The sequence below is a fragment of the Streptomyces sp. NBC_00289 genome (genome assembly GCF_041435115.1).
Lineage (GTDB): Bacteria > Actinomycetota > Actinomycetes > Streptomycetales > Streptomycetaceae > Streptomyces.
The window spans coordinates 4,025,451-4,049,169 of the sequence record NZ_CP108046.1; the positions used below are offsets into that span (position 1 = coordinate 4,025,451).

Below are 23,719 nucleotides of genomic sequence, written 5' to 3' on the forward strand. Positions count from 1 at the left end.
CGGTCGGCGTCAGCCTCCTGTGCGGGGGAAGGAGACCTCCACCCTTCGGTTCTTCTTGCGGCCCTCCTCCGTCGCGTTGGACGAGATCGGGTACTGCTCGCCGTAGCCGCGTACCTCGAAGGTGATTCCGGAGTCGTTGAGTTCCTGGTCCAGGACGTCCTGTACGGCGTTGGCGCGCTGCTTGGACAGGACGTCGCCGTGGGCCGAGGAACCGAGGTCGTCCGTGAAGCCGAAGACGCGGATCTGTGTCGCGTGCTGGTTCTTGATCTCGTCGGCGATTCCCCCGATGCGGGCCTTGGCCTCCGCCCCCAGCCTGGCGCTGTCCTTGCCGAACAGCACCTCCGCCTGGAGGGCGAACTTCACGTCCGCGTTGGTGTCCTCACGGCGTTCGTCGCCGCTCTGGTCCTCCACGACCTGCTTGATGTCGAGAACCTTGGCGCCGGCCAGGGTGGCGCCCTCGGGGAGCTTCAGGTCCGGGTCGTTCGCGTCGACCTTCACGGGGGCGGCTGCGGTGGGTTCGGTGCCCGGGGGGACACTGGGGGTGTCGTCGGCGCGGGCCGACACGGCGCCGACGATGTTGCCGGCGACCATGACCGAAGTCGCCACGAGGACCAGCGCGAGGCGAGGGGCCGCGGGCCGAGGAGAGGTGCGGGTCATGGGGCGCCTCACCCGGAGATCTGGATGGTGGCGGAGGCGAACGTCGGCAGCTGGAAGCTGACTTCGCCCGTGTCGGTCGGCGGGGAGGGGAACTGCATGAAGACGGTCACGCTTTCGCCCGGCCTGATCGTGGAGAAGCCTGTCGTCGTCAGCGGACGGCCGTCCGTGTCGCGCAGCACGTAGTAGCGCTTCTTGCCCTTCGAGTCGACGAGCGTGGCGCCGCCGAGCGACCTGCCGTTCCTGATGATCTCCGTCTCGTTGCCGCTCAGGGCCGCCGGAACCACCGCGCTCTGTGCGCCGTCGTTCTTCAGACTGCCGTTCACGGTGACGAACCCACCGGAATCACGCTCGGCGGAGGTGATCTGCAGAAGCAGCCCGCCCGAGCCCTTCAGCTCGGCCAGGGGTTCCTCCGACTGCCCTTCCTGTGCGCTCGGATCGGATCCGCTGTCGCCGGATCCACCGCTCCTGGACGCGGAAGCAGCCGGTTCGGGCTTCTTGTCGTCACCGCCGTCACCGCCGCAGCCGGTCGCGCCGAGCGCCAGACCGGCCGCAACGGCCAACGCGACCATCCCCCTGCGGGCCTCCGCCGCGAACCGAATGCTCATCGCTCCGCCTCCTTCATCACTCGTCGTTCGCCAGTCAGTCGGCCAGATGGACGTCGAAGAGGTCCTCGGGTTCCGGGAGATCGGTGAGATCGTCCGGCTTCAGGATCCACTCCACGCCTTGGCACGTGAGCGTCGGCAGCGTGTCCTCGTCGGTGTCGTCTCCGGGAGGCGGGAACGTGCAGAGCGGCTCGATCACGGCGGTTGCGGTGGCCTTGGAGTGCACGCTCTCGGTGCCGGGGACTATCGAGTCGCCGACGGACTTGTTCGTCGTGACGTCGACCGTGTAGCCCGGTAGCAGCCCGTACGTCCGCACGCACTGAGCGGTGGCGTCGTTCTGGGAGGCCAACTGCGCGGCACGCTCGCATCCGAGGAACTCGACTCCGCCGCCGTCGAAGACGGCCTGCCAGTCGGCCGGGTCGGCGATCTTGTCGACCCACTCGTCCCAGAGCGCGTCCCGTGTGTCCAGGGCCGCCGCGAGGGCCGCCGCGTCGGCTGCCGTCTGGGCTCCGTTCCGATTCGCCGCGGCCTGGCCGACCGCCAGGTAGGCGAACGCGAGAAAGAGCAGGCCCGCCACCACCATGATGTAGATGGGGAAAGCCTGCCCCGCGTCGCTGTGCCTACGAAGACGCGTCAGCCGGTCACCTTCGCGATCTGCGCGGTGATCGCGTCGTAAATCGTCTGCCCGATGCTCGTCCCCGTGATCGCCAGCACGATCGCCACCACCACCGCGATGATGCCCAGGTACTCCACCGCGGTCTGGCCCTTGTCGTCGCGGGTGGCCCGGGCCTGAAGGTACGCGACTGTGGTGTTGATCCAGTTGCTCATGGTGTTCCCCTCCGGGTGGCCGACAAGTCCCTGTGGTGCCCTCCGCACCGTACGCCGGAACACCGGGTGCGGAGGAGGGTCCCTGGGCCCAAATCCGGGCCCGCTCACGGTTCACAGCACACCTCGGGGTGTCATCGAGGCGGTGCCGAGCCACTTGGCGGCGGCCTCGGTGCGGCTGGTGCTGTGCAGCTTGGCGAAGATTCGGTTGATGTGGTTCTTGACCGTCTTCTCGCTGATGAAGCAGAGGGCGGCGATCTGCTGGTTGGTCATCCCCGACGCGATGTGGTCCATGATCTCCGCCTCCCTCGTACTCAGTTGGAACAGCGACCGGTCGGGAGCGACCGGGCGGCCGCTCACCCACCCAGACGAAGACTGTCCCATACTTGGTTGCACATGCGAAAGCGATTCTCGCGAAGTCGCTGGAGTCGGTATGTACGAGAGGCTCCTACGCACTGACTCATCCGGGATCCAAGGTTGCGGTTGCGAAGCAGCTGATGCCGCTTCCGCCTCGTGCGCGGTCCCGCTCGCGGTCCGGCGGAGTCGGGCCGGCAGGGCCTCCGCGGCCGTCGGGGTGAAGTGGGCCCGGCCTTGCCTGATGTCCTTCACCGCGGCCACCAACTGGTCGACGGTGAACTCCCCGTGGACCAGGTAGCCGCCGGCTCCTCTGCGCAGGGCCTCCTCGACGATCTCCGGTTCGCGGCTGTACGTGAGCATCACGACGGGGGCGATCCGCACCAGGTCGGGGAGGGCCGAGATGCCGTCCACTCCCGGCATGCGGACGTCCAGGAGGACGACGTCGGGGCGGTGCCGTTGGGCCGCCTCGCAGGCCTCGCGGCCGTCGGCCGCCTCAGCCACGACGGTGGTGTCCGCTCGGCCGGACAGAAGTGCCGTGAGGCCCGCGCGGACCACCGGGTTGTCGTCGGCCACCACGACACGCACCGGGGCGGCGGGAACCGTCGGCGGAAACGCCTCGGACGGCGGCCGGGAGGACGGCTGCGAGAGACCTGGGTGCGGAGTCGGGTCGTAGCGCATGGGGCGGTCTCCTCTCGGGTCGTGGCGTTCACCGGTCACGGGCCCACGTGTTCGACGGTTCATGGATGCGCTGTCCTCAGGGCTGCCAACGGGAGGTCCAGGCGGATTTCCGTGCCCCGGGGGTGGGCGCCGCGGCCGATGCGGATGCGGGCTCCCACCGAGGCGGCCCGCTCGACCATGCCGACCAGGCCGAAGTGGCCCGTTCTGCTGAGCCGTTCCAGGCTGGTGTCGGGGGGCAGGCCGCATCCGTCGTCGTACACGCTGATGCTGAGCAGTTCGCCGTGGACGCCCGCCCTGACGTCGACGCGGGTGGCCCGCGCGTGACGGTGGGCGTTTTCCAGGGCCTCGGTGGTGATGGTGAGGAGCTGGCGGGCCACTGCGGGTGGGACCGGGAACGCGCCGCGTCGGCCCGTCGGGGTGTAGGTCGTCGGCATGCCTGTGCGGGTGCCGAAGTTCCGTGTGTGGGCGCGCAGTTCTGTGAGTACGTCCGTGTCGTGGGCCGGGTCCGACTCGCGACGCAGGTCGGTCAGGAGCTCACGGGATTCCGCGGCGGCTCGGCGGGCCGCTCGGGCCACCAGTGCGGACTGTTCCTTCACCACGGCCGGATCCAGGTCGTCGGCGCCCGCGGAGGCCGCCAGGCCGTCCGCCGCCAGAGCCACCCCGTGCAGGGTCTTCGCCACCGAGTCGTGCATCTCGCGTGCCAGACGGGCCCGTTCGGCGGCCACCGCCTCCGTGACCGCCAGACGCGCCTGTACGGCCGTCAGGGCCTGGGTGGCCGCGCCGAAGCGGAGCATCAGGTTGCGCAGGGTCGAGCCGATCGCCCCGGTGATCACGCAGAGGCCGGGCAGGAGCAGGGACTCGGCGGGGCCGGCGTGCGGGTCCTGGAGGGTCGCGTAGACGAGCAGGAGGATCAGCGACTGGAGCGAGGCGAAGACGGCGGCGCCTCGCCAGCCGTAGACGATGCCGGCCAGCAGCGGGGTGCAGACGCTGACGTAGGCGAGGGTGGTGTCCGGGCCCGCGGAGACGAGGAGCAGGGAGCCGAACAGCGTGTCCACGGCGAGGAGCGTGGGGTGGCGCAGGAGGAGGGGGCCGAAGCGTTCCCAGTCCCTGAAGAGCGCGTAGGAGGCCATGAAGGTGACGATCACCGCCGCGCTGACCAGGCGGGTTCCCAGGCCGGGGGCGGCGTTGAGGAGGGCGGCGGGGGCGGCTACGGCGATCATGGCCAGGCGGAAGCCGAAGACCTGACGGCACATCGCCTGTAGGGCGTTGATCTGGATCGGGATGGGGGGCGAGGGCGGGTCTGTGGTGAGGGCGGGCTCTGTGATCGGGATGGGGTTTGTGGTCGGGATGGGGTTTGTGGTCGGGATGGGGTTCGTGGTCGGGGCGGGGATCGCGACCGGTGCGGGGCGTGTGGCAGGAGCGGGGCCTTGGGCGGGTGCGGGGCCTTGGGCGGGAGCGGGGCCTTGGGCGGGTGCGGGTTGTTGTGGGGGGTTGGGCCGGTCTTCGGCCGGGGGCTGGTTCCCGGCCGCACCACCCCTGCGGCCTTCGTCGTCCGGTGCCGGTGGCCCCTGTGGGGGCTCGGCGCCCTCGGCGGCCGACGACCCGTACGACGGCACCACCGCTCCCCCTACGAGCCCCGCCCCCCTGCCGTGCGGCGGCTTCGGCGTGTTCCGGCCGCGGTGCAGCAGCCGGGGCCTCCGTGATCTCGGGATTCCTGTCGTCGGCATGAGCCCTCCCCCGCCCCCTACTTGCCCGTGATGGAGCCGAAGTCCGTGCCGGAGCCCAGGAGGAGTCCCGCGCCGAGCAGGATCATCGTCGCCGGGACCATGAACGTGGTGATCATCATCGTGGCCTTGGGGACCGCGCGGGCCGCCTTGCGGCGGGCGTTCTGGGCGTCGGTGCGGCGCATGTCCTTCGCCAGGGCCACCAGCGTGTCCACGATCGGCGCGCCCAGTTCCTCCCCCTGCTGCAGCGCCGTCACGAACATCGCGACCTGCTCGGAGTCGTTGCGGCGGCGCAGTTCCGCGAAGGCATGGCGGCGGCTCATGCCGAGGTCCATCTGACGCAGGGTGATGCGGAGTTCGTCCGCCCAGGGTCCCTCGTACTTCAGGGCCACGCGGTCCAGGGCCTGGCGGAAGCCCAGTCCCGCGCTGACCACCACCGCGAGGACGTCCAGGAAGTCCGGCAGCGTCCGCTCGATGACGTCCTTGCGGATGCGGATCGCCGACCAGATGCCGACCTCCGTCCAGAACGCGCCGAACGCGAAGAGGACGAGGGCCAGCAGTACGTTGCCCTTGAAGAGGAAGACCAGGCCGCCGACGCCGCCGAGGAAGCCGTAGACCGCCCGGCGGGCCGCGTAGCGGTCGATCGTCAGGCCGCCCGGGTTGCCCGCCAGGTCGATCTTGCGGCGGTAGCGCGCCACCCGCCGCGGGCCCATCAGGCGCAGCACCGCGGGCGCGTACCGCATGCCCATGCGGTCGATCAGGGAGTCGACCGCGCCGGTGCGGGTCGCGCCGACCTCCAGGGCCAGCACCAGGTCACCGGGGAGCTTGGCGTCGGCCCGGTACATGCGGATGCCGGCGAAGACGCCCCACACGCTGAGGGCCATCGCGGCTGCCAGCAGAAGTGCCATCGTCTCGATCCTCCTCGGCTTCTCAGACGTCGATGCGGGACAGGCGGCGGATGAGGAGGAAGCCGACCGCGTACAGCGAGAACGCGACGATCACGGCGCCCTGCCCGAGCGGGGAGCCCGTCATTCGGTCCAGGGCGCCGTCCTTCACACCGTTCATGAGGAACAACGAACCGATGCCGAGGGCGGGCACGGCGTACGAGGTCATGCTCACCTGCGACAGCTGCGTGCGCACCTCCCGTCGGGTCTCCTTGCGCTCCTCCAGCGTCTCCGTGAGGTTCCGCAGCGCGCTGACCACCTGACCGCCGGCCCGGGCCGACAGCACCAGGGTCGTCACGAGGACCACCAGCTCGCGCGAGGGCAGGCGCTCCGCGAGTTCACCGAGGGCGTCGTCCATGGACGCGCCGACCGCCAACTGGTTGGCGACCTTGGCCAGTTCCTCGCCCGCGGGCGCCTCCAGCTCCTCCGCGGCCATGCCGACGGCCGTACGCAGCGCCAGTCCCGCCTGGGTCGCGTTGGCCAGGATGCGGGCCAGCTCGGGGAGCTGGTTGATGAACCGCTCGATGCGTTTCTGCCGCTGCCAGGCGAGGAACTGCAGGGCCGCCCAGATGCCCAGCAGTCCGGCGATCGGGCCGAAGAAGGGCGCCAGGGTCGCCTGGCCGATCAGCCACAGGCCGGCGACCACGGCGAGCATCGCGGCGAAGAACTCCCCCGGTGTCACGTCCAGTCCCGTGGCGGCCAGGCGCAGTTCCAGCTTCCGGCCGAGGTCCGTACGGCGCAGCCGGCGGTCCAGGTTGCGGAAGCGGCGTCGGCGGCCGCCGCCGGGAGGGAGCTGGCCGGCGGCCGAGAGCCGGTCGATCAGTGCCGCCCGCTGGGCCCTGCCCTTGGCGTAGACGTGCACGCCCACGACGGCCAGGACGCAGGTCAGCAGGGTGACGCCGGTGGTGAGCGTGACGATGGTCTCGAGTTCCATGGGGGCGGTCCTACCTGGCTTCTCGGGTGGCTAGCTGTTCCTCGGAATGGGCCACGCCGAAGGCCTGGGGTATGGGCTGGCTGGCCATGTAGAGGCGGTCGGCGGTGCGGCGCGGGAGCGGGTGGTACTGGAAGGTGCCGTGGATCAGGCCGTCCGCGGCCATGGGCCGGGCCTCGAAGCGGGCGACGGTGGCGAGGCGGTAGGGCTCGCCGCCGTGGCTGTCGAGTACCGCGATCTCGGTGATGCGGCGGGCGCCGTCGGGGAAGCGGGTGAGCTGGATGATGACGTCGATCGCGCTGTTGATCTGGTCGTGCAGCGCCTCGAAGGGGATCTCCACCTCGGACATCGAGGCCAGGGTCTTGAGGCGCATCAGGGCGTCCTCGGCGTTGTTGGCGTGGACGGTGGCGAGCGAGCCGTCGTGGCCGGTCGACATCGCCTGGAGCATGTCCAGCGACTCGCCGCCGCGGACCTCGCCGACGACGATGCGGTCGGGGCGCATGCGCAGCGAGTTGCGGACCAGGTCGCGGATGGTGACCCGGCCCTTGCCCTCCACGTTCGGCGGACGCGACTCCAGGCGGATCACGTGCCCCTGCTGGAGCTGGAGTTCGGCGGAGTCCTCGATGGTGATGATGCGCTCGTGTTCGGGGATCAGTCCGGAGAGGGCGTTGAGGAGGGTCGTCTTCCCGGTGCCCGTCGCGCCGGAGACGATGATGTTGAACTTCGCCTGCACCAGGCCCGCCAGCAGGTACAGCATGTGCTCGTCGAGCGAGCCGAAGCCGACCAGCTCGCTGAGCGTGAAGGAGCGCGGGAAGCGGCGGATCGTGAGCGTGGCGCCGGTGAGCGACAGGGGCGGGATGATGACGTTCACCCGCTCGCCGGACGGGAGCCGGGCGTCGACCATCGGGTTGGATTCGTCGACCCGGCGGTTGACCGTCGAGACGATCCGTTCGATCGTCTGCATCAGCTGGTCGTGCGAGGGGAAGCGGAGCGGCAACTGCTCGACGCGGCCGCCACGTTCGACGAAGATGGCGTCCGGGCCGTTCACCATGATCTCCGTGATCGACGCGTCTTCGAGCAGTGGTTCCAGGATGCCCAGACCGAGTGCCTCGTCGACGACCCTGCGGATCAGCTGGGAGCGCTCGGCCGTGGACAGCACCGGGCCTTCGCGGCTGATGATGTGTCCGAGCACCCGCTCCAGCCGGGCCCGGCGTTCGGCCGCCGCGAGCGCGCTCATCTCCGCGAGGTCGATCTCCTCGAGGAGCTTGGCCCGGTAGGAGGCGACCAGGTGGCCGTCCTCGCCCCGGCTGCCGTTCTCCTCGGGGGAGTTGATGCGTGCTCGCAGGCTCATGGTGCGTTCCTCAGTGGTCGAGCGGCATGGTGGCGGTCTTGTGGGCGTCGCCGAAGTCCCAGCCGGGGACGATGGACGGGATGGCCAGGGTGGCCGTGACCGTCACCTCGTCGGCGCCGTACGCCGCCGGGCAGCTGGTTCCGTCCGCGAGCCAGCTACTGACCGCCTCCTGGCAGCCCTGCGCGGCACTCTGCTGGAGCGAGGCGCTGCGCGCTCCCGCCCGGGCCGCCGTGCCGGCCTGCTGGGCGGTGTAGGCGATCAGCCCGATCTGTACGCCCGCCATCGCGACGAGGATCAGGATCGGGATGAACCCGAGGTATTCGAGCGCGACTTGCCCACGATCGCGAGTGCCACGGACGCCGGCACCACGATCGCGGGTGCCACGGACGCCGGCACCGCGGTGGCGGGCGCCACGGACGCCGGCACGGCGGTGGCGGGCGCCAGGGTGGGCGGCATCACGCGCTCGGCGCCCGCGCGCGCCACGGTCACCCGTGCCGCCGTCGCGCCCTTTCCCGTCGTACGACATCTCAGTCCTTCGCCTCCTCTACGGCGCCCGCGTGGCCCTCGACCTCGAAGGGGAAGCCGATCGAGCCCGGGAAGAGGACGGGGACCTCGAGCCGGACGTCGGCGGTGACGTAGCCGCCGCCGGTACCGCACTCCACCGTGCCGCTCCACGCCCCCGGCAGCTTGTCCAGGCCCGCCTCCTGGCAGGCGGCCTGTCTGGCTCCCGGCTCCGCGGCCGTTCCCGCCCGCACCGCTTCGTCCGCAGCATTCCCCGCGAGCGTGAAGGTGTATCCCAGCAGGACGAACTGCCACATCAGCACCAGTGTCAGCAGGATCAGCGGTGTCATGCCGAGGAACTCGATGGTGACCTGGCCGCGGTCCCGTCCCCTCGAAGCCGTACGCATGCCTATCCCCCTCCCTCCCGGCGGCGCCGCGAACCCGTCGGGCCGCGATCACCACGGAACCTGCCGCTTCTGCGGTCGCCCTCGGGGGCGTTGACCAGTCCCAGTTCGCCCGCCAGGCCCCAGAGGGCCTGTTTCACCGTGCTCCTGCTGTCCAGTTCGTGGATCCGGCCCGCGTCCACCGTGCCCGCCAGCTCCTTGAAGTTGGCCGGGATCGCGATGCCCGCGACGGCGGTGCCGGTGATCTTCTGGATCAGCGCGGGCTGGATCTCCGTACCGCGGGTGTGGCGGTTGACGACGACCGTGGTCTCCTCCGCCTTGCGGATCTGCAGCCGGTCCCACATCCGTACCGTGCGTTTGGCGCCCCGGACGGCGAGGACGTCGGGGGTGGTGACGAGCAGGGCCCTGTCGGCCATCTCCACGGCGGCCGCGCCGGCGCCGCCGAGCTGGGCGCCGCAGTCGACGACGACGACCTCGTAGCGGGAACGCAGGGCGCTGACGATCTGGCGGGCGGCCCGGTCGGTGACCTCCTCGCCGCGTTCGCCCTCGCCGGGGGCGAGCAGCAGCGCGAGCCCGGTGTCGTGGCGGAAGACGGCGTCGGCGAGGACGCGCGGGGAGATGTCGGTGATGGCCGCCAGGTCCACGACGGAGCGGCGGAACTGCACGTCCAGGTAGGAGGCGATGTCCCCGGTCTGGAGGTCCATGTCGACCAGGGCGGTGGCGCGGCCCGAGGCCTGGGCCGCGAGGGCGAGCTGGATGGCCGTCAGGGTGGTGCCGACGCCTCCCTTCGCGCCGCTCACCGTGACCACGGTGCCGCCGACGCCGGTGAACACGTCGCCGCCGTGGCCCAGATGACGTCGTACGCCCGCCGACCACTGGGCGACCGCCTGGACCCGGCTGGCCAGTTCCTCGTAGCCGAGCGGGAGGGCGATCAGGCCGCGGGCGCCGTAGTCCATGGCGGCCTGGAAGAGGCCCGCGCTGACGTCCGAGGTGACGAGGATGACGCCCACCGCGGGGAAGCGCAGGGCGACTTCGCGGATGAGCTCCAGCGCCGGGACCGGGCCGATGCGCTCATGGACGACCACCACCTCGGGCAGTTCGTCGATGGACTCGGCGGCGAGCCGGCCGAGCGTGTCGATGAGCTGGGTCGAGTCGGTCACCGGCGACACCGGTTCGGCGTCCGGGAGCTGGCTGAGCAGCGTCATGAGAGAGCGGACCGCGTCCGCGTCGCCGACTGCCGGGAGGATCCTCGTGGGCATGGCGGCCTCTCACTTGTCCGTCACGAGTTCGTAGGTGCGGTCCTTGTCCGGCACCGTGGTGTTGCCGCCGGGAGCCACCAGCGCGAGGCGGACCCGCTTGGCGAAGGACTCGGCGTACGTGATGCGCTGGGCGTCGATGGTGGCGAGCGCGAAGGTGATCGGGACGGCCTCGGTGGCCTGCCGGGTGCGGTTGTCCGCGTCGGGCTGGAGCGCGGTCAGCTTGCCGACGTCGAGGACTTTGGCGTTCGTCACGATGATCTTGGACTGTGCGGGGTCGCCCTCGCGGGCGCCCTCGAAGGTGGCGTACACGTTGACCGTGGAGCCCGGCGTGATCTTGCCCGCGACGCCGGTCGCCGCGTCGATCATGATGGCGACCTCCTGCTGCCCCGGCTGCAGCGCGGGCTGGTCGACGATCATGTCGCTCTGCAGCAGGGAGCCCTTCCGCAGCGTGGTCACGGCGATCTTGCCCCGGACCTCGGCGAGGTCGGTGACCGCGGTGGCCGACAGCCACCGCTTCGGCATGCTGGTCTTCTCGAACTGGCCGGCGTCGAGAGCGGTGTACGGCGTCACGTCGGCCTTCATCCGGTACGCGGTGACCTCGGGGCCGACCTTGGACTTCACGTCGTCGATGACGGACAGCACGCCGGCGAACGCACCGAGGGCGCACAGGACCGACAGGAGCAGGAGTATCACGCCGCGGCGCTGACGGGAGTTCATGAACCGTACAACCTCATTGGGGGTTTCGGTCGAGCGAGTCGGGGTCGCGAGGTGGGCCGGGGACGGCTCAGCCGGCGGGCAACTGGTTCTCGTGCACGGAGGACACGGGCGATCGGGAGGACGCGGATGACCGGGAGGACGCGGAGGATCCGTGCGACCCGGCGGAACCGTGCGATCCGGAGGATCCGTGCGATCCGCGGGATCCGTTCGATCCGGAGGACGCGGGCAGCGCGAGTGGTGCGGGTGCGGTCGCGGAGCAGAAGACGCAGCGGTCGCCGATGACGTCGATGCCGCACCAGTGGCATACGGACTGCCTTACGGAGGCGACCAGTTGGTAGAGGACCGGGAGGTCGGGCAGGAAGGCGCAGAACTCGATCAACCTGCCGGTCCCCCACCACAGGGCGGACTCGGCCGGCAGCGGGGCCTCGCGCAGCCCCTGGACGTTCCAGGCCTTGGCCAGGGTCGCGGTGATCCAGTCGGACTGCAGCTGCCCCTTCGCGACCAGCATGGACGTGCCGAATTCGGGCCCGGCGAGGGTGGCTCCGGGGCCGATGCGCGTCAACTGCGGTTCGGGGTGAGCGAGTACGCCGAACTGGGTGCCGGGAACCCAGGACCTGGCGTGCGACTTCAGGTTGACGGGGACGCGGTCGAGCTTGGTGACGGAGCCCAGCAGTGCCCCGGCATGGAGGTAGTGGGTGAGCAGCCGTCCGGCCGAGGCGAGGACGCCCGGGCTCAGGTCGCAGGAGGCGAGCTGCCGCAACTGGCGGGCCAGGACGGCCAGTCCAAGTGGCGGCAGGTCCGGACGGAACAGGGCGATCCGGTCGCTCTCCAGAAGGGAGCGGACGGTGTGCAGCCGTCGCGCCACCCCCTCCGGGGCGGCACGGGAGCAGACGACGACCACGTAGCCGTACTGGTCGATCAGCGACTGGACGGCCGCCAGCGACTGTTCGAGCGGTTGCGTGTCGAGGTCCCGCAGGACGACGGCGGGCAGCGTTCGCTCGTCCTGCGGTGGCAGTGCCATGTCGGCACTGGTCACGGCAATGGCAGTTGGCACGCGCAGCTCCCCGTTCCATGCCCGACGGTCCGCGCCGGTGTTACTCCGGCACACTCCGATGACTTCACTGCGTGACTACCTCAGCACTGTAACCACGCCCCTGTGACCGGAGAACAGCGTTTGTTTGACTTCCTGCGCCTCTTGGAAATTCGAAAGAGGCGGATTCCACCCCAGATGGGGTGACAAGTGAGGTGAACTGACCCTCTTGACAAGGGAATTGGTCTGGACCAACTATGTCGCCAGCGGTGGCCACCGTCCTCGTTCGCTCCCCCACCTCCGGAGGCCCTTGTGGACCGCGCACCAGGCATACCCAGACGCGCCCGTATGTGGGCAGGGGCGGTCACCGCCGCCCTCGCCCTGTCCGTGGCCGGCACGGGCCAGGCGTCCGCCGCGGACGTCAACAACGCGAAGAACGCCGGCTTCGAGTCCGGCCTGAACAACTGGACCTGCTCCGCGGGCAGCGGTACGGCCGTCTCCTCACCGGTGCACGGCGGCTCGGCCGCGCTGCGGGCGACACCGGCCGGGCAGGACAACGCCAGGTGCACCCAGACGGTGGCCGTCAAGCCCAACTCGACGTACACGCTGAGCGCGTGGGTGCAGGGCGGGTACGCCTACCTGGGCGCGACCGGAACCGGCACGACGGACGTCTCGACGTGGACCCCGGACTCCGCCTCCTGGAAGCAGCTCACGACGACCTTCAGCACGGGCGCCTCGACCACGTCCGTGACGGTCTACACGCACGGCTGGTACGGCCAGGCCGCCTACTACGCGGACGACCTGTCGGTGTACGGCCCCGACGGCGGCGGTGGCGGAGACCCCGCGCCGACGATCCCCGGGGCCCCGGCCGGCCTGAACGTCTCGGGCACCAGCTCCTCCTCCGTCTCCCTGGCCTGGAACACCGTCTCGGGCGCCACCGGCTACAACGTCTACCGCAACGGCACGAAGGTGACGGCCGTGTCGGGCACCTCGGCGACGGTGACCGGCCTCGCCGCCTCCACGTCGTACTCGTTCCAGGTCACCGCGACCAACGCGGCCGGTGAGTCGGCGAAGTCGGCCGCGGTGACGGGGACGACGACGGCGACCGGCACCGGCGGCGGCACGGTTCCCCAGCACGCGGTGACCGGCTACTGGCAGAACTTCAACAACGGGGCGACGGTCCAGAAGATCTCTGCCGTGTCCTCCCAGTACGACATCATCGCGGTGGCGTTCGCGGACGCCACGACGACGCCGGGGGCCGTGACCTTCAACCTGGACTCGGCCGGGCTGGGCGGCTACACCGTCGACCAGTTCAAGGCGGACATCAAGGCGAAGCAGGCGGCCGGGAAGAAGGTCATCGTCTCGGTCGGCGGCCAGAACGGCACGGTGTCCATCAACGACACGACGTCGGCGACGAACTTCGCGAACTCGGTGTACTCCCTGATGCAGACGTACGGCTTCGACGGCGTCGACATCGACCTGGAGAACGGGCTCAACCCGACGTACATGACGCAGGCGCTCCGTTCCCTCGCCGCCAAGGCCGGGTCCTCCCTCGTCCTCACGATGGCGCCGCAGACGATCGACATGCAGTCGACGTCCAACGGCTACTTCCAGACGGCGCTGAACGTGAAGGACATCCTCACGGTCGTCAACATGCAGTACTACAACAGCGGTTCCATGCTGGGCTGCGACGGCAAGGTGTACAGCCAGGGCTCGGTGGACTTCCTGACCGCCCTCGCCTGCATCCAGCTGGAGGGAGGCCTCGCCCCGTCCCAGGTGGGCCTCGGCCTGCCGGCCTCGACGAGCGGCGCGGGCAGCGGCTACGTCTCCCCGACCGTGGTGAACAACGCCCTGGACTGCCTGACCAAGGGCACGGGCTGCGGCACATTCAAGCCGTCGAAGACGTACCCCGGCCTGCGGGGGGCGATGACCTGGTCGACGAACTGGGACGCGACGGCGGGCAACGCGTGGTCCAACGCGGTGGGTCCACACGTGCACGCGCTGCCGTAACGGCGCCCCGATGACCTGACCGCCTCTGCCCACGGTGTGTGGGCGGGGGCGGTCACCCTGGCGGGGCCGCCTCGCCGCACCGCCCGCTGCCGGCCAGGACACCGGCGTACGGCTGCCCCGGAACCCGCGGTCAGACGAAGAGGAGCCGATCGGTGACGGTCGGGCTCGGGAACGCTCGGATGACCAGCCTGCCGGAGTGCTCGTCCGACTCGAACTCCAGTGAGACGTAGGTGGCGCCCGACTCCGCGTGCACCGTCATACGAGTCGCGCCTTCACGGAACAGGTCGAGGATTTCGTCGCCACCACCGTTCCTCCAGCGAACCCTCACTGATCTGGCGAGAGCGTCGTAAGAGAGGAGGACCGCTCGACGCCCTCGCCCCGCAGTGTGAGCAGGCGCGCCTCGCTGCCCTCCTCGGCCTCGGGCCACTCGCCGATCGCTTCGAGGATCTCCTGATCGCCCGGCACGACGAACTCTCGGTACATGACTTCTCCGAAGGGTGTGGCTGGTGGTTGCGGGACGGTGGTGGCCGGAGGTCGCGACGGATGACGCCGGGCCGCTGCACCGCGTCACCACTTCACGACGACCCCCTTGCCGAACAGGGTTGCCGCTTCTTGCTGGGAGACCTCCATCAGCGCCTCCCGCGTGTACGCCTCGATGTCGTCCACATAGGCAGGCCGGTTCGGCCGACGGGAGCAGAAGGTGACGTTCGCGGTGAGTACGTCGTCCGCCAGTCCGCCCGCGGCCAGGGACACGTATCCGAGCATCGGCCACGACAGCGTCGGCGGCACAGCCAGGAGATCCGTGCAGACGTAGCCGAGGGAACGGCGCAGCAGCGTTTCGAGCTGGGTGAGGACCTCGTTTCACCGTCGTCCGGCTTCAGGGGCTGTCGGAGGCCAGGTAGGCGCGCGTCTTCGCCAGACGCAGCGTCTCGGCTCGGAACGCGATTCCTGAGCTCTCCGTGCCTAGGAGCACCCTGAAACCTCCTCCCTCAACGGAGGCGAGATCGATCGCTCTCGCCTCACCGGCGCCCCACCCTGTCACTCGGAGTCTCTCGACTCCGGCGAAAACGAGGTAGAACTCGAAGGCGTTGAGACCCTTCTCCTCCCACTCCGGAGCAGGACTCGAAGGGAAATTCCGCGTATCGAAGCCCAGCGTCACGGAGTTTTCGCGTTCGTCGATGTGCACGTAGAAGAGATCACAGGCCTCCGGCGGCGGCAGAGAACCCGCGTACTGCGGTCCGAGGAATTCCTCCGACGCGAGGAGTCGCGTCCAGTCAGCGGGCATAGAAAGTCTTCTCATGAGTCGCGGGCAGGGCTGAGAAGCGTCGGGCGTCGACCTTGCTCAGAAACAGGTGAGGGCCGTCGTCCGATCCGTCGGGGTGGGAGGCGAAGGCGCTCACATGGCCGATGCGGACCGATTCGTTGGATTCGAATTCCACCTTCACCCCGCCGCCTCGAAAAGTCACCCGCATTCGTCGCTCCGCACCCCGCGGTGCCACGTCCAGGCTGCCGACAGCCGGCGGCGTCCACTCGGTCAGACGGATGTCCTCCACCGCGAGGAACTGGAGCTGGCACTGCACGGTGTCCGCACCCGCCTCGATCCACTCGGTCGGCGGGACGTCCGGAAATGCGGGCAGGTCGACACGCAGGGCAACCGTCGGTCCGCGCCAGTCCAGATTGATCGAGCGGATTCTGACGCGGCTCCAGTCCAAGGGGTGTCCGTAGAGCGACCGGAGCATGTCCGGATTGACGAGGTGATCCTCAATGGTCATGGCAGGGGTGGATGTCTCAGCACGCTTCCGGGGGTCAGCAGTTCTGTCGAGTCACCGAGGAGAGTGACCTTCCCGGAGTGCACCGTGTCCAACTGCTCCACAGATTTTCCGTACCACTCGATCTTCTCCAACCTCAGCCGAGTCGGGTTCTCCATTTTTTCCTCCCCTGGGAACTCGACCAGGAATTCCATACCCAGCACGGCCGTTCCCTCGATGCAGCGCACCACACATACGCGGGTGCGCGGGTCACGTACTGGGAAGACTTCCAGGACACTCAGCGCAGAACTCTCAGGCACGTTCGTGTGCCTCCTCACGTACGACGGCCCCCGCCAGCGGCGACGAACCAAGCGGGCAGTTCGTACGAACGGTCATCTCCCGTTCCCGAGAAGGGTTGCTGCTTCTTCCTGGGAGCATCGGCCACGACATCTTCGGTGGCACAGCCAGCAGACCCGTGCAGGCGTAGCCGAGGGAGCGGCGCAGCAGCGTTTCGAGCCTTGCCGGGCCCGAGGCCGGGAGGTCGTGGTCCATCATGCCTCGACCGTTCACTGTGGCCTCGTGGTGGATCACGTCGTGGAACTCCGCGCGACCGCCGCCCGAGTAGCCGGAACGCAACGCTGTCAGCAGCTGCGCGTCACCGTCCATGGTCCAGCCCGCACGGACGACGGCGCGGAACGCGTCGGGCACGTCCTCCTCCGAGGCGTGCGGTGCCACCGGTCCGAGCAGCCGGTCCATCCTGGCGTTTGTCCTCACCGTTCGTCGTCGCCTCTCTTCACGGAAGTGAGGGCGTGATGAACTCGAGTACGTTGCCGGTAAGGGGGTTTCCGCACACCGGGCACTCCGTTCGGTACGAGTGGACGCGCGCGCGGTCGGTGCTGTCGGGGAACAGCGGCAGCACGACATCCAGAGCGACCACGCGGAGGTCGGCGCCGCAGGGCGGATGCGTGATGTCGAGCGGTTCCCCGATGACGGCGCCGGCGAAGTCCGCCTCGGTCGCCGTCCCGGAAGCCACGCGCCTGTCGAGGGACTCCAGGTCCGTCCCGTCGCTCCAGTGCAGGTAGTAGCGGTGCAGTGGCCAACCCGGGCGTCCGCGCACCAGGATGCGGCGCATCCGCGGGTGGTCGGCGAGCAGACGGTCCTCCAGCTCGTCGAACCCGGCGATCGGCTCGTCCGCCTCGACGAGCTCGCCGGCGGGAAAGTATCGCGTCTCCCATTTCCGGAAGGTCATGGTCAGCCCGCCCACGGTTCCACCTTGATCATGTTGGGGATGAGGACCTCGCTCTCTCCTGCTCCGGGCAGGCTCTGCCAGATCCCCTCACTCGGATCGATCATGGCACGGTAGACAGGCCCGCCCCTGGCGAAGTACTTCGCGACTTCCGGGTCCGTCGTGAACGACATCACCGACCTCGGCCCGTACGCCTGCTGCATGTCCGTACCGAATTCGGAGTGCGCGTGAGCGAGTGCGTCGGGACCGCCCCACTCCGCGAGGGCGGAGGCGTGTGCCTCCTGCGACACCCGGAGCGCGTCCTCGACCGAGCCGCCCTCATAGAAGGCACGCTGGGCCGCCTCGCTCATCAGCAGGCCGGTCTCGTCCGCGATGCTGGTCTCGGCCATTCGGTCTGTACCCCGGTAGACCGCGACAGGCTCGTCGCAGGGCGCGAGCCCCAGCGGGTCGGCCCGAGCGTGCGGGTTGTGGACGTACGTCGTGGGGTTGGGCGCCGGTGTCAGCCCGAGGGGGTCGCAGGTGAGATAGCGCGCGGTCTCCGGGTCGTAGTGGCGGAAGTAGTTGTAGTGAAGGCCGGTTTCGGGGTCGTAGTACTGGCCGGGGAAGCGGAGTGGGGTGTAGGTGCTGCTGTTCGAGGCCCACGTGGTCGTCCCCCACAAGGTGCTGCGCGTGCGCCAGGCGACCCGGCCCTGTTCGTCCACGAGTTCGCTCGGTGTGCCGACGAGGTCGGTGACGATGGCGAAGAAGCGGGAGTCGGTCTCTTCCTGCGAAGCGCCGTCCGCGGTGAAGCGCTCCGTCTGGCTGATGGGGTGGAGGCCCAGGTGGTCCCAGGTGAGGGTGACGGGGCTGGGCAGATCGGCCGACTCCGTGGTCTGTTCGCAGAGCGTTGTGCCGTCCCAGGTGAACACCACGCGTTCGACGACGGTTTCGCCGTCATCGGCCAGGCGGAGCTTGGCCGTACGGCGGCCCAGGGGATCGTAGGCGTAGATCCAGCGGGTGCCGTCGGGAGTCGTCACCGACGTCAGGCGATCCTCGGCATCCCACTCATAGCGCCAGGTGTCCGGTCTGCGGGACAGACGTGTCTTCCGGCGCAGGACTGTGCGGCCGAGGGCGTCGTGTTCGTAGCGGACGTCGCCCGCCCTGGTGAGGCGAGTGCCCGCGTACGCACGCGGGCCCGTCGCCTCTTGACCGGGGTGGCCCTCCGGCCAGCGGGCCTCCGTCTGGTTGCCCGCCTCGTCGTAGGCGTACCGCTCGGTCCAGTCCGCGGCCCGCACCGCCGTCACCCGGCCCACCGTGTCCAGCTCGAAACGGCGCGGACCGGAGAGACGGTCGTCGACGCCGGTCACATTGCCGTCGGCACGATAGGTGTACGTGCGGTGCTGGACCGGGATGCCGGACGCTCCGGCGACGGACTGGCTCGTCAGGCGGCCGAGCGGGTCGAAGGTATGCGCCAAAGTCACCGCATCGCCGACCCGACGTTCCAGTTCGCGGCCCGCCACGTCGTACGTGAAGTCGATGGCATGGCCCTCCACTGTCATCCCGGTGCGCCGCCCGGCGGCGTCGTACGCCCATGTCGTCGTCGCACCGGTCGGAGTGGTGCGACCGGTGCGCCGTCCCACATCGTCATAGGTGTACGTCAGTTCCCGGCCGTCGACCGCCTCCGAGCGCACCCGTCCGAAACGGTCCCGCAGCACAGTCACCGTCGTACGGTCGGGACCCGTCGCCTGCGCGAGCCGGTCCGTCAGGTCGTAGGCGTACTCCGTGGCCTGGCCGGCCGCGTTCTTGCGCACCACCTGGCCCATCTCGTTGCGCTCGTACGTCACCGTCTGTCCCAGCGCGTTCGTTCGCGTGGCCAGACGCCCTGCCGGGTCGTGCGTGTACGTGAGGGAACGGTCGTCGAAGTCCGTCTCCGCGAGGAGACGCCCGGCAGCGTCGTACTCGTAGCTCCACGACAAGCCCTGTGGGTTGGTGACCCTCGTGGTGCGCAGTTCGGTGTCGTGCTCGAATTCGTGGCGAACCCCGTCCGGCCCTGTGCGGGCCCTGAGCAGGTCGAAGTGGGTGTACTCGAAGGACGAGGTGGCGCCCGTCGCGTCGGTGTGGGTGAGCTGGTTGCCCTCGCCGTCGTAGGTCCACGACTCGGTGCTGCCGTCCGGCGCGGTACGGAGCGCGGGTCTGCCCTCGACGGTCCACGTCAGGCGGGTCACATGGCCGAGTGGATCAGTGCAGGCGACGGGTCGCCCGAAGGCGTCCCGTTCGTAGAGGGTCGTCGCGCCGAGCGGGTCGGTGATGCGCTCGGCGAGTCCGGCGGCGTCGGAGTGGACCCGTGTGGTGTGGCCGAGCGCGTCCACGACTCCCGTGAGGCGTCCGGCCATGTCGTATACGTACCTGGTCAGAGCCCCGGCCGGGTTCGTGACAGAGACGAGGTTGCCGCGTTCGTCGAACTCCCGCCGCCACTCGGACCCGCTCGGCTGGATGATCGAGGTCGGCAGGCCGAGCGCGTTGTACGCGACGCGGGTCTCCCGGGCGTCAGGACGCGTGACCGATACGACTCGTCCCTGCTCGTCGTACCCGTAGCGGGTGGTGTTCCCCAGTGGGTCGGTTACCGCGCGGAGGCGCTGGTCGGCGTCCCATTCCTGTGTCGTGACGTTGCCCAGTGGGTCCGTCTCGCGGATCAGGCGGAGGTTCTCGTTGTGTTCGTAGGTCCGTGTGTGGCCGAGGGAGTCGGTGACGTGGGTGGTGCGGGTGGGGGTGTCGTAGGTGAGGGTGGAGGCCAGGGCGTTGCCGGTGCCGCCGGTCGCGATCACGCGGCCGTGCTCGTCGTAGGTGTACCGGTACGTCGTGGTGTTCCGGTCCGTCCAGGAGGTGATCCGGCCCTCGGCGTCGTAGGTGTAGCGAAGCGGCAGGCCGGAGGAGTTGGTCTCCTCGGCAAGGTGGCCCCGCTCGTCGTAGGCGAAGGTCAGCAGGGTGGTGCCGGGGTCGCAGGGGCGGGTGAGATCGAGCAGGCGCAGGCCCGTGACGCGGGAGTCGGACGGATCGCGGTCGATGGCTATGTGGTAGCCGCCCGAGTGGACGACGGCCACGGGGAGGTCGCCCTCGGCGTACTCGACCGTGATCCGGTTGCCGTTGCGGTCCTGGATGTGCTGGAGGGGGAGGTCCACCGCCGTGCCGCCGGCCGCGGAGACCGGGCTGTGGAAGACGTGGATCAGGCCCGTGTCAGGGTCGGTGAGGCGGATCGCGCCGTCGGTCTCGGCGTCCCAGCACAGGGTCAGGCGGGAACCGGGGGTGTCCGGGCGGACCGGCTCGTTCGTCTCCGGGTCCAGGCGTGGGAAGCACAGGCGCGCCCCGTCCGCCGCCGCGTACACGAAGCCGTCCTCGTCGGCCTGGACGCGCTGGTCGAGCGTGGAGGCCCAGGTCGGGCCGAACCAGCCGCCGGAGCGGTAGGAGGAGAGATGGGTGCGTTCCAGGACCAGTGGAAGCACACCCGGCAGGGACACATCCGTACGGGGCAGGGCCATGTCGCCGGTGGCCACGTCGATCGGGTCCCGCACGAACGTCTTGATCATGTTGCGGACCGAGGCCGGCAGTTTCTCGAAGCCCGGGTTCAGCTTCAGCCGCTCGAAGGCGGCACAGTTCAGCTTGAACGCCTCGCTCAGCTTCGCCAGTTCGGCCGGCTTGAGCGCCTTCAGCCCCTTGCCGAGCGCCTTGCCCAGCACGCCGAGGCCGACGCCCATCACCGCGCCCTCGGCCAGGATCCCGGCCAGTTTCTCCGGGTCCTTGAACGCTCCCGGGTCCTCCAGCAGCGTCGCGAACGCCGAGAACTTCGCGCCCTCCTTCGCCATCTTGGCGACCGAGGCGACGCCCCGGATCTCCTTCAGCGCCTTCAGCGCCCGCTCCACTCCCCGGATGATCTCCATCACCCCGCGGATCACCGAGGCGAGTGCGGTGCCCTCCTCCTCGATCCGGGCGATCAGCGCCACCACCTTCAGCGCCCGCTCACCCGCCACCAACGTGGCCGCCACCGACGACGCCCCCGCCGTGAGGATGTCCAGCGCAAGACCCGCGATCTCGAACTCGACGATCTCCGCCAGCATCACGCCGATCTCGGACAGCAACTCGTGCGCCTGGTCCGCGAAGTCGTCCAGTGCCTTCGCACCGTCCCGCAGCGCGTCCGCCATGTCCGTGGCGTTCTTGCGGGCTGCCTTGGAACGCTTGTGGAAGGCCTTGGCGGCCTTGCCCTCCCACTCCACGTCCGACAGCGACCGCTCCGCGGCGCCGGCCGCGTCGTCCAGGCCCGTGGCCAGATGCCGCCACTTCTTCGCGATCTCCCGCACGCCGTCCGGGTCCACCGCCGGATCGGTGATCCCCAGGAACTCCAGACCGCTGGCGACCGAGTCGCCGAACATGTGGTTGAACTTGTTGATGTAGTGAAACGGGTTCAGGTCGACCACGGCCGCCTCAGCCCTTCTTCGCCCGGGCCGCCGCCGCCAGCAGCACGTCCAGCAGGTCGAAGGCGTCGGAGATCTCCCCGATCAGCGTCGCCTCCGCCTCCCACTCCTCCTCCAACTGGCCGGTGAGCTTCGCCAGAGTGGTCATCCCCTCGCGGATCTCCTCCGTGGCACTCAGCAGCGAACCCAGCGCACCCAGCGCCGACAGGTCGTGCGACTCCGCCTTGAACTCCTGCAACGGCTTCGCCGTGTGATGCCCCACCCCACGCAGCCCCGAAGCCGCCTTGTGCAGCGACGCCGCTTCCTTGCTCAGATCCGACATGCGGTCCAGCCCCCGTACTTCACTCTGTGCACATGCCAACCCCACGACACTATGGAGAGCGGTTATGCGGGAGGTATGGGCGGGATCAAGCCGGAGTAAAGATCACCACCCAGCGCGGCGCCGAGTTCAAGGCGCCCCGTACGCCGCCGCGCCCGCCCTCGGCAGCGTTGCCCACATCCTCGTGCCGCCCGACGGCTCCCGGGACTCTCCGAAGCCCCATGTGCCGTCGCAGGCCCGGCAGACGCAGGCCAGGACGCGCAGGGCCGCGCGGCGGCGGGTGTCACAGGCCGTGGCGAGCTGCGGTTGCGTGTGACGCGGGTGGCTGTCGTAGACGATGACCTTGAGGGTGTCCGCACGGTAGCGGAGCGAGAGGTAGAAGTTCCGGGACTCCGTGAACTGCGCCGCCGTCGCCGCCAGTTCAGCGACCGCCTGCAACGCCGGGTCCAGGATCTCGTTCAGGCCGTGCGCCTTCAGTACCTCGCGTGTCGTCGCGCGGGCCAGGGCGGAACTCGCCAGCGCCGCAGGGAGCGTGAAGCTGTAGGAGAGGGTCTCCGGGGTGGGCGCCGTCGGGTCGGCCGAGAAGGCCGGGGCGAGTGGGCAGCGGGACGCGGGCATGACTGCTCCTTCACTGACGTACAAGGGTGAACTGCGTTTCCTACGGCGGCCGGTGGCATGTCTCCCTGACGCGGGCCCACCCCTCCCAGGGAAGGAGGTCGCGGGCAGGCGCGCGTGATGCACTTCCGGCACAGTTGGTAGCTCTTGCATCACGTAACGTACCGGGCTTGGGGGCTAATTTGGCCTCGGGCGGTGAAATTTACGCCCGTTCGTGGCTCGGTCGCACGCTCAAGCGGCAGACTGCACACGACCGCGCGCGGGGAAGGAACGGCATGGCAGCGAGGACGTCGCCCACAGAACGTCAGAAGCGGCTGGGAGCCGAGATTCGCAGGATGCGCACGTCAGCAGGCGTGTCCGCCGAGTACGCCGCAGGGCTTCTGGGCGTGGACCGGGGGAAGATCTCCCACATCGAATCCGGTGTGCGCGCCATCAGTCCGGAACGAGTGCGCACCCTTGCATGCAACTGCGACTGCCAGGACGAGCGCTACGTCGAAGCGCTGGTGGACATGGCCGGGCCAGGGCAGCGCGGCTGGTGGGACAGGTATCGCGGCTCGCTTCCCCAAGGGCTTCAGGACATCGCCGAGTTGGAGGCCCACGCCGTCGGCATGCGGGCCGCGTACTCCGTGCACATCCCGGGACTTCTCCAGACCTCCGATCACGCGCTCGCCGTCTTCCGGGTCGTCGTCCCGCAGTTGCCCGATCACGAGGTCGCCCTGCGCCTGGCCCATCGCGTGGAGCGTCAGAACGTCCTGGACGGCGGCAGCCCGCCGGCGTTCGTGGCCATCGTGCACGAGGCGGCGCTGCGGATGCGGTTCGGCGGTCGGGAGGTGGCTCGTGCGCAGCTCGGCCATCTGCTGAAGAGATCCGAGCAGGACAACGTGACGCTCCTGGTCATCCCGTTCGAGGCGGGGGCCTTTCCCGGCGCCGGGCAGACGGTCCTGTACGCGGAGGGGCCCGTGCCGCAGCTCGACACCGTCCAGGTCGACAACTCTCATGGGCCTGATTTCCTTTACGCGGACACGCAGTTGGCCAAGTACCGTGCGCATCTGGAGTGGATGGAACGCATCGCCCTGTCTCCCTCGGCGTCACGCGACTTCATCCGCGAGATCGCCAACGACCTCTGAGGAGTGGGCCATGACTGACATCGCCTGGGAAGAGCCCTTCTGCGGTGAGGGAAACTCCTGCTTCCGCCTCGGCACCGATCCCCAGGGCAACGCCTACATCGCCATAGCCGGTGCCGAGGACGTCCATCTCACCGACAGTCGTGACGCGCTTCGGACGATGATCCTCGACATCAAGGCGGGCAAGGCCGATCACCTGATCTGAAACATTTCCGGGGTGCCACCGCATCAG

29 protein-coding genes are annotated in these 23,719 nt (G+C 69.5%); 3 read left to right on the top strand and 26 right to left on the bottom strand.

Features of this window, described 5'->3' with window-relative positions; all coding sequences use genetic code 11:
* Nucleotides 1–9: 9 nt before the first annotated feature.
* The 15 genes from OG985_RS18200 to OG985_RS18270 form a co-directional block, all read right to left on the bottom strand.
* Nucleotides 10–657 (bottom strand): OmpA family protein, encoded by a 648-nt coding sequence (locus OG985_RS18200; RefSeq protein ID WP_371669402.1) that lies wholly within the window; start codon nt 655–657, stop codon nt 10–12.
* Nucleotides 658–665: 8 nt separating this feature from the next.
* A complete protein-coding gene (locus OG985_RS18205) occupies nt 666–1,262 on the bottom strand; it encodes a hypothetical protein (protein ID WP_371669403.1) in 597 nt (198 codons plus the stop codon).
* A 34-nt stretch (nt 1,263–1,296) separates the two neighbouring features.
* Nucleotides 1,297–1,896 (bottom strand): pilus assembly protein TadG-related protein, encoded by a 600-nt coding sequence (locus OG985_RS18210; RefSeq protein ID WP_371674412.1) that lies wholly within the window; start codon nt 1,894–1,896, stop codon nt 1,297–1,299.
* On the bottom strand, nt 1,893–2,087 hold the full coding sequence (locus tag OG985_RS18215) for a Flp family type IVb pilin (protein WP_371669404.1): 195 nt from the start codon (nt 2,085–2,087) through the stop codon (nt 1,893–1,895). Before OG985_RS18215 ends, OG985_RS18210 begins: the two co-directional genes overlap by 4 nt.
* A gap of 111 nt (nt 2,088–2,198) precedes the next feature.
* On the bottom strand, nt 2,199–3,119 hold the full coding sequence (locus tag OG985_RS18220) for a response regulator (RefSeq protein WP_371669405.1): 921 nt from the start codon (nt 3,117–3,119) through the stop codon (nt 2,199–2,201).
* Nucleotides 3,120–3,178: 59 nt separating this feature from the next.
* A complete protein-coding gene (locus OG985_RS18225; protein WP_371674413.1) occupies nt 3,179–4,735 on the bottom strand; it encodes a sensor histidine kinase in 1,557 nt (518 codons plus the stop codon).
* A gap of 128 nt (nt 4,736–4,863) precedes the next feature.
* On the bottom strand, nt 4,864–5,751 hold the full coding sequence (locus OG985_RS18230) for a DUF5936 domain-containing protein (protein WP_371669406.1): 888 nt from the start codon (nt 5,749–5,751) through the stop codon (nt 4,864–4,866).
* Between the two features lie 22 nt (nt 5,752–5,773).
* Nucleotides 5,774–6,721, bottom strand: coding sequence for a type II secretion system F family protein (locus OG985_RS18235; protein WP_371669407.1), 948 nt, complete (start codon nt 6,719–6,721; stop codon nt 5,774–5,776).
* A gap of 10 nt (nt 6,722–6,731) precedes the next feature.
* On the bottom strand, nt 6,732–8,069 hold the full coding sequence (locus tag OG985_RS18240; protein ID WP_371669408.1) for a CpaF family protein: 1,338 nt from the start codon (nt 8,067–8,069) through the stop codon (nt 6,732–6,734).
* Between the two features lie 10 nt (nt 8,070–8,079).
* Nucleotides 8,080–8,376, bottom strand: a complete 297-nt coding sequence (locus tag OG985_RS18245; RefSeq protein ID WP_371674414.1) for a TadE/TadG family type IV pilus assembly protein — start codon at nt 8,374–8,376, stop codon at nt 8,080–8,082.
* Entirely contained in the window at nt 8,364–8,558 is a 195-nt protein-coding gene (locus tag OG985_RS18250) for a hypothetical protein (protein WP_371674721.1), read from the bottom strand. The genes OG985_RS18245 and OG985_RS18250 overlap by 13 nt, the downstream gene beginning before the upstream one ends.
* A 38-nt stretch (nt 8,559–8,596) precedes the next feature.
* Complete coding sequence (locus OG985_RS18255; protein WP_371669409.1) at nt 8,597–8,977, bottom strand: TadE/TadG family type IV pilus assembly protein; 381 nt, start codon at nt 8,975–8,977, stop codon at nt 8,597–8,599.
* Between the two features lie 2 nt (nt 8,978–8,979).
* Nucleotides 8,980–10,233: a CpaE family protein gene (locus tag OG985_RS18260; protein ID WP_371669410.1), complete on the bottom strand. Its 1,254-nt coding sequence runs from the start codon at nt 10,231–10,233 to the stop codon at nt 8,980–8,982.
* Between the two features lie 9 nt (nt 10,234–10,242).
* Nucleotides 10,243–10,950, bottom strand: coding sequence for a Flp pilus assembly protein CpaB (cpaB, locus tag OG985_RS18265; protein ID WP_371669411.1), 708 nt, complete (start codon nt 10,948–10,950; stop codon nt 10,243–10,245).
* Between the two features lie 67 nt (nt 10,951–11,017).
* A complete protein-coding gene (locus tag OG985_RS18270) occupies nt 11,018–11,971 on the bottom strand; it encodes a hypothetical protein (protein ID WP_371674416.1) in 954 nt (317 codons plus the stop codon).
* 357 nt (nt 11,972–12,328) lie between these two features.
* On the opposite strand from OG985_RS18270, the gene OG985_RS18275 reads away from it, so the two are divergent.
* Complete coding sequence (locus tag OG985_RS18275) at nt 12,329–13,990, top strand: chitinase (RefSeq protein ID WP_371674417.1); 1,662 nt, start codon at nt 12,329–12,331, stop codon at nt 13,988–13,990.
* Nucleotides 13,991–14,120: 130 nt separating this feature from the next.
* Here the strand turns inward: OG985_RS18275 and OG985_RS18280 are convergent, their stop codons facing one another.
* The 11 genes from OG985_RS18280 to OG985_RS18330 form a co-directional block, all read right to left on the bottom strand.
* Nucleotides 14,121–14,249 (bottom strand): hypothetical protein, encoded by a 129-nt coding sequence (locus OG985_RS18280; protein WP_371669412.1) that lies wholly within the window; start codon nt 14,247–14,249, stop codon nt 14,121–14,123.
* Nucleotides 14,250–14,314: 65 nt separating this feature from the next.
* On the bottom strand, nt 14,315–14,473 hold the full coding sequence (locus OG985_RS18285; protein ID WP_371669413.1) for a hypothetical protein: 159 nt from the start codon (nt 14,471–14,473) through the stop codon (nt 14,315–14,317).
* Nucleotides 14,474–14,557: 84 nt separating this feature from the next.
* A complete protein-coding gene (locus OG985_RS18290; protein ID WP_371669414.1) occupies nt 14,558–14,755 on the bottom strand; it encodes a hypothetical protein in 198 nt (65 codons plus the stop codon).
* A gap of 112 nt (nt 14,756–14,867) precedes the next feature.
* Complete coding sequence (locus tag OG985_RS18295; protein ID WP_371669415.1) at nt 14,868–15,275, bottom strand: Imm50 family immunity protein; 408 nt, start codon at nt 15,273–15,275, stop codon at nt 14,868–14,870.
* Nucleotides 15,265–15,762, bottom strand: a complete 498-nt coding sequence (locus OG985_RS18300; RefSeq protein WP_371669416.1) for an Imm50 family immunity protein — start codon at nt 15,760–15,762, stop codon at nt 15,265–15,267. Before OG985_RS18300 ends, OG985_RS18295 begins: the two co-directional genes overlap by 11 nt.
* Entirely contained in the window at nt 15,759–15,962 is a 204-nt protein-coding gene (locus OG985_RS18305) for a hypothetical protein (protein ID WP_371669417.1), read from the bottom strand. The genes OG985_RS18300 and OG985_RS18305 overlap by 4 nt, the downstream gene beginning before the upstream one ends.
* Before the next feature lie 88 nt (nt 15,963–16,050).
* A complete protein-coding gene (locus OG985_RS18310) occupies nt 16,051–16,494 on the bottom strand; it encodes a hypothetical protein (RefSeq protein ID WP_371669418.1) in 444 nt (147 codons plus the stop codon).
* A 37-nt stretch (nt 16,495–16,531) separates the two neighbouring features.
* Nucleotides 16,532–17,002, bottom strand: coding sequence for a hypothetical protein (locus tag OG985_RS18315; protein ID WP_371669419.1), 471 nt, complete (start codon nt 17,000–17,002; stop codon nt 16,532–16,534).
* A complete protein-coding gene (locus OG985_RS18320) occupies nt 16,990–21,432 on the bottom strand; it encodes a DUF6531 domain-containing protein (RefSeq protein WP_371669420.1) in 4,443 nt (1,480 codons plus the stop codon). Before OG985_RS18320 ends, OG985_RS18315 begins: the two co-directional genes overlap by 13 nt.
* A 7-nt stretch (nt 21,433–21,439) precedes the next feature.
* A complete protein-coding gene (locus OG985_RS18325; protein WP_371669421.1) occupies nt 21,440–21,751 on the bottom strand; it encodes a hypothetical protein in 312 nt (103 codons plus the stop codon).
* Between the two features lie 126 nt (nt 21,752–21,877).
* Entirely contained in the window at nt 21,878–22,366 is a 489-nt protein-coding gene (locus OG985_RS18330) for an ATP-binding protein (protein WP_371669422.1), read from the bottom strand.
* A 272-nt stretch (nt 22,367–22,638) separates the two neighbouring features.
* Here OG985_RS18330 and OG985_RS18335 point away from each other — a divergent pair, with 272 nt between their 5' ends.
* Nucleotides 22,639–23,490, top strand: a complete 852-nt coding sequence (locus OG985_RS18335; protein WP_371669423.1) for a helix-turn-helix domain-containing protein — start codon at nt 22,639–22,641, stop codon at nt 23,488–23,490.
* Nucleotides 23,491–23,500: 10 nt separating this feature from the next.
* A complete protein-coding gene (locus tag OG985_RS18340) occupies nt 23,501–23,692 on the top strand; it encodes a hypothetical protein (RefSeq protein ID WP_371669424.1) in 192 nt (63 codons plus the stop codon).
* Nucleotides 23,693–23,719 lie beyond the last annotated feature (27 nt).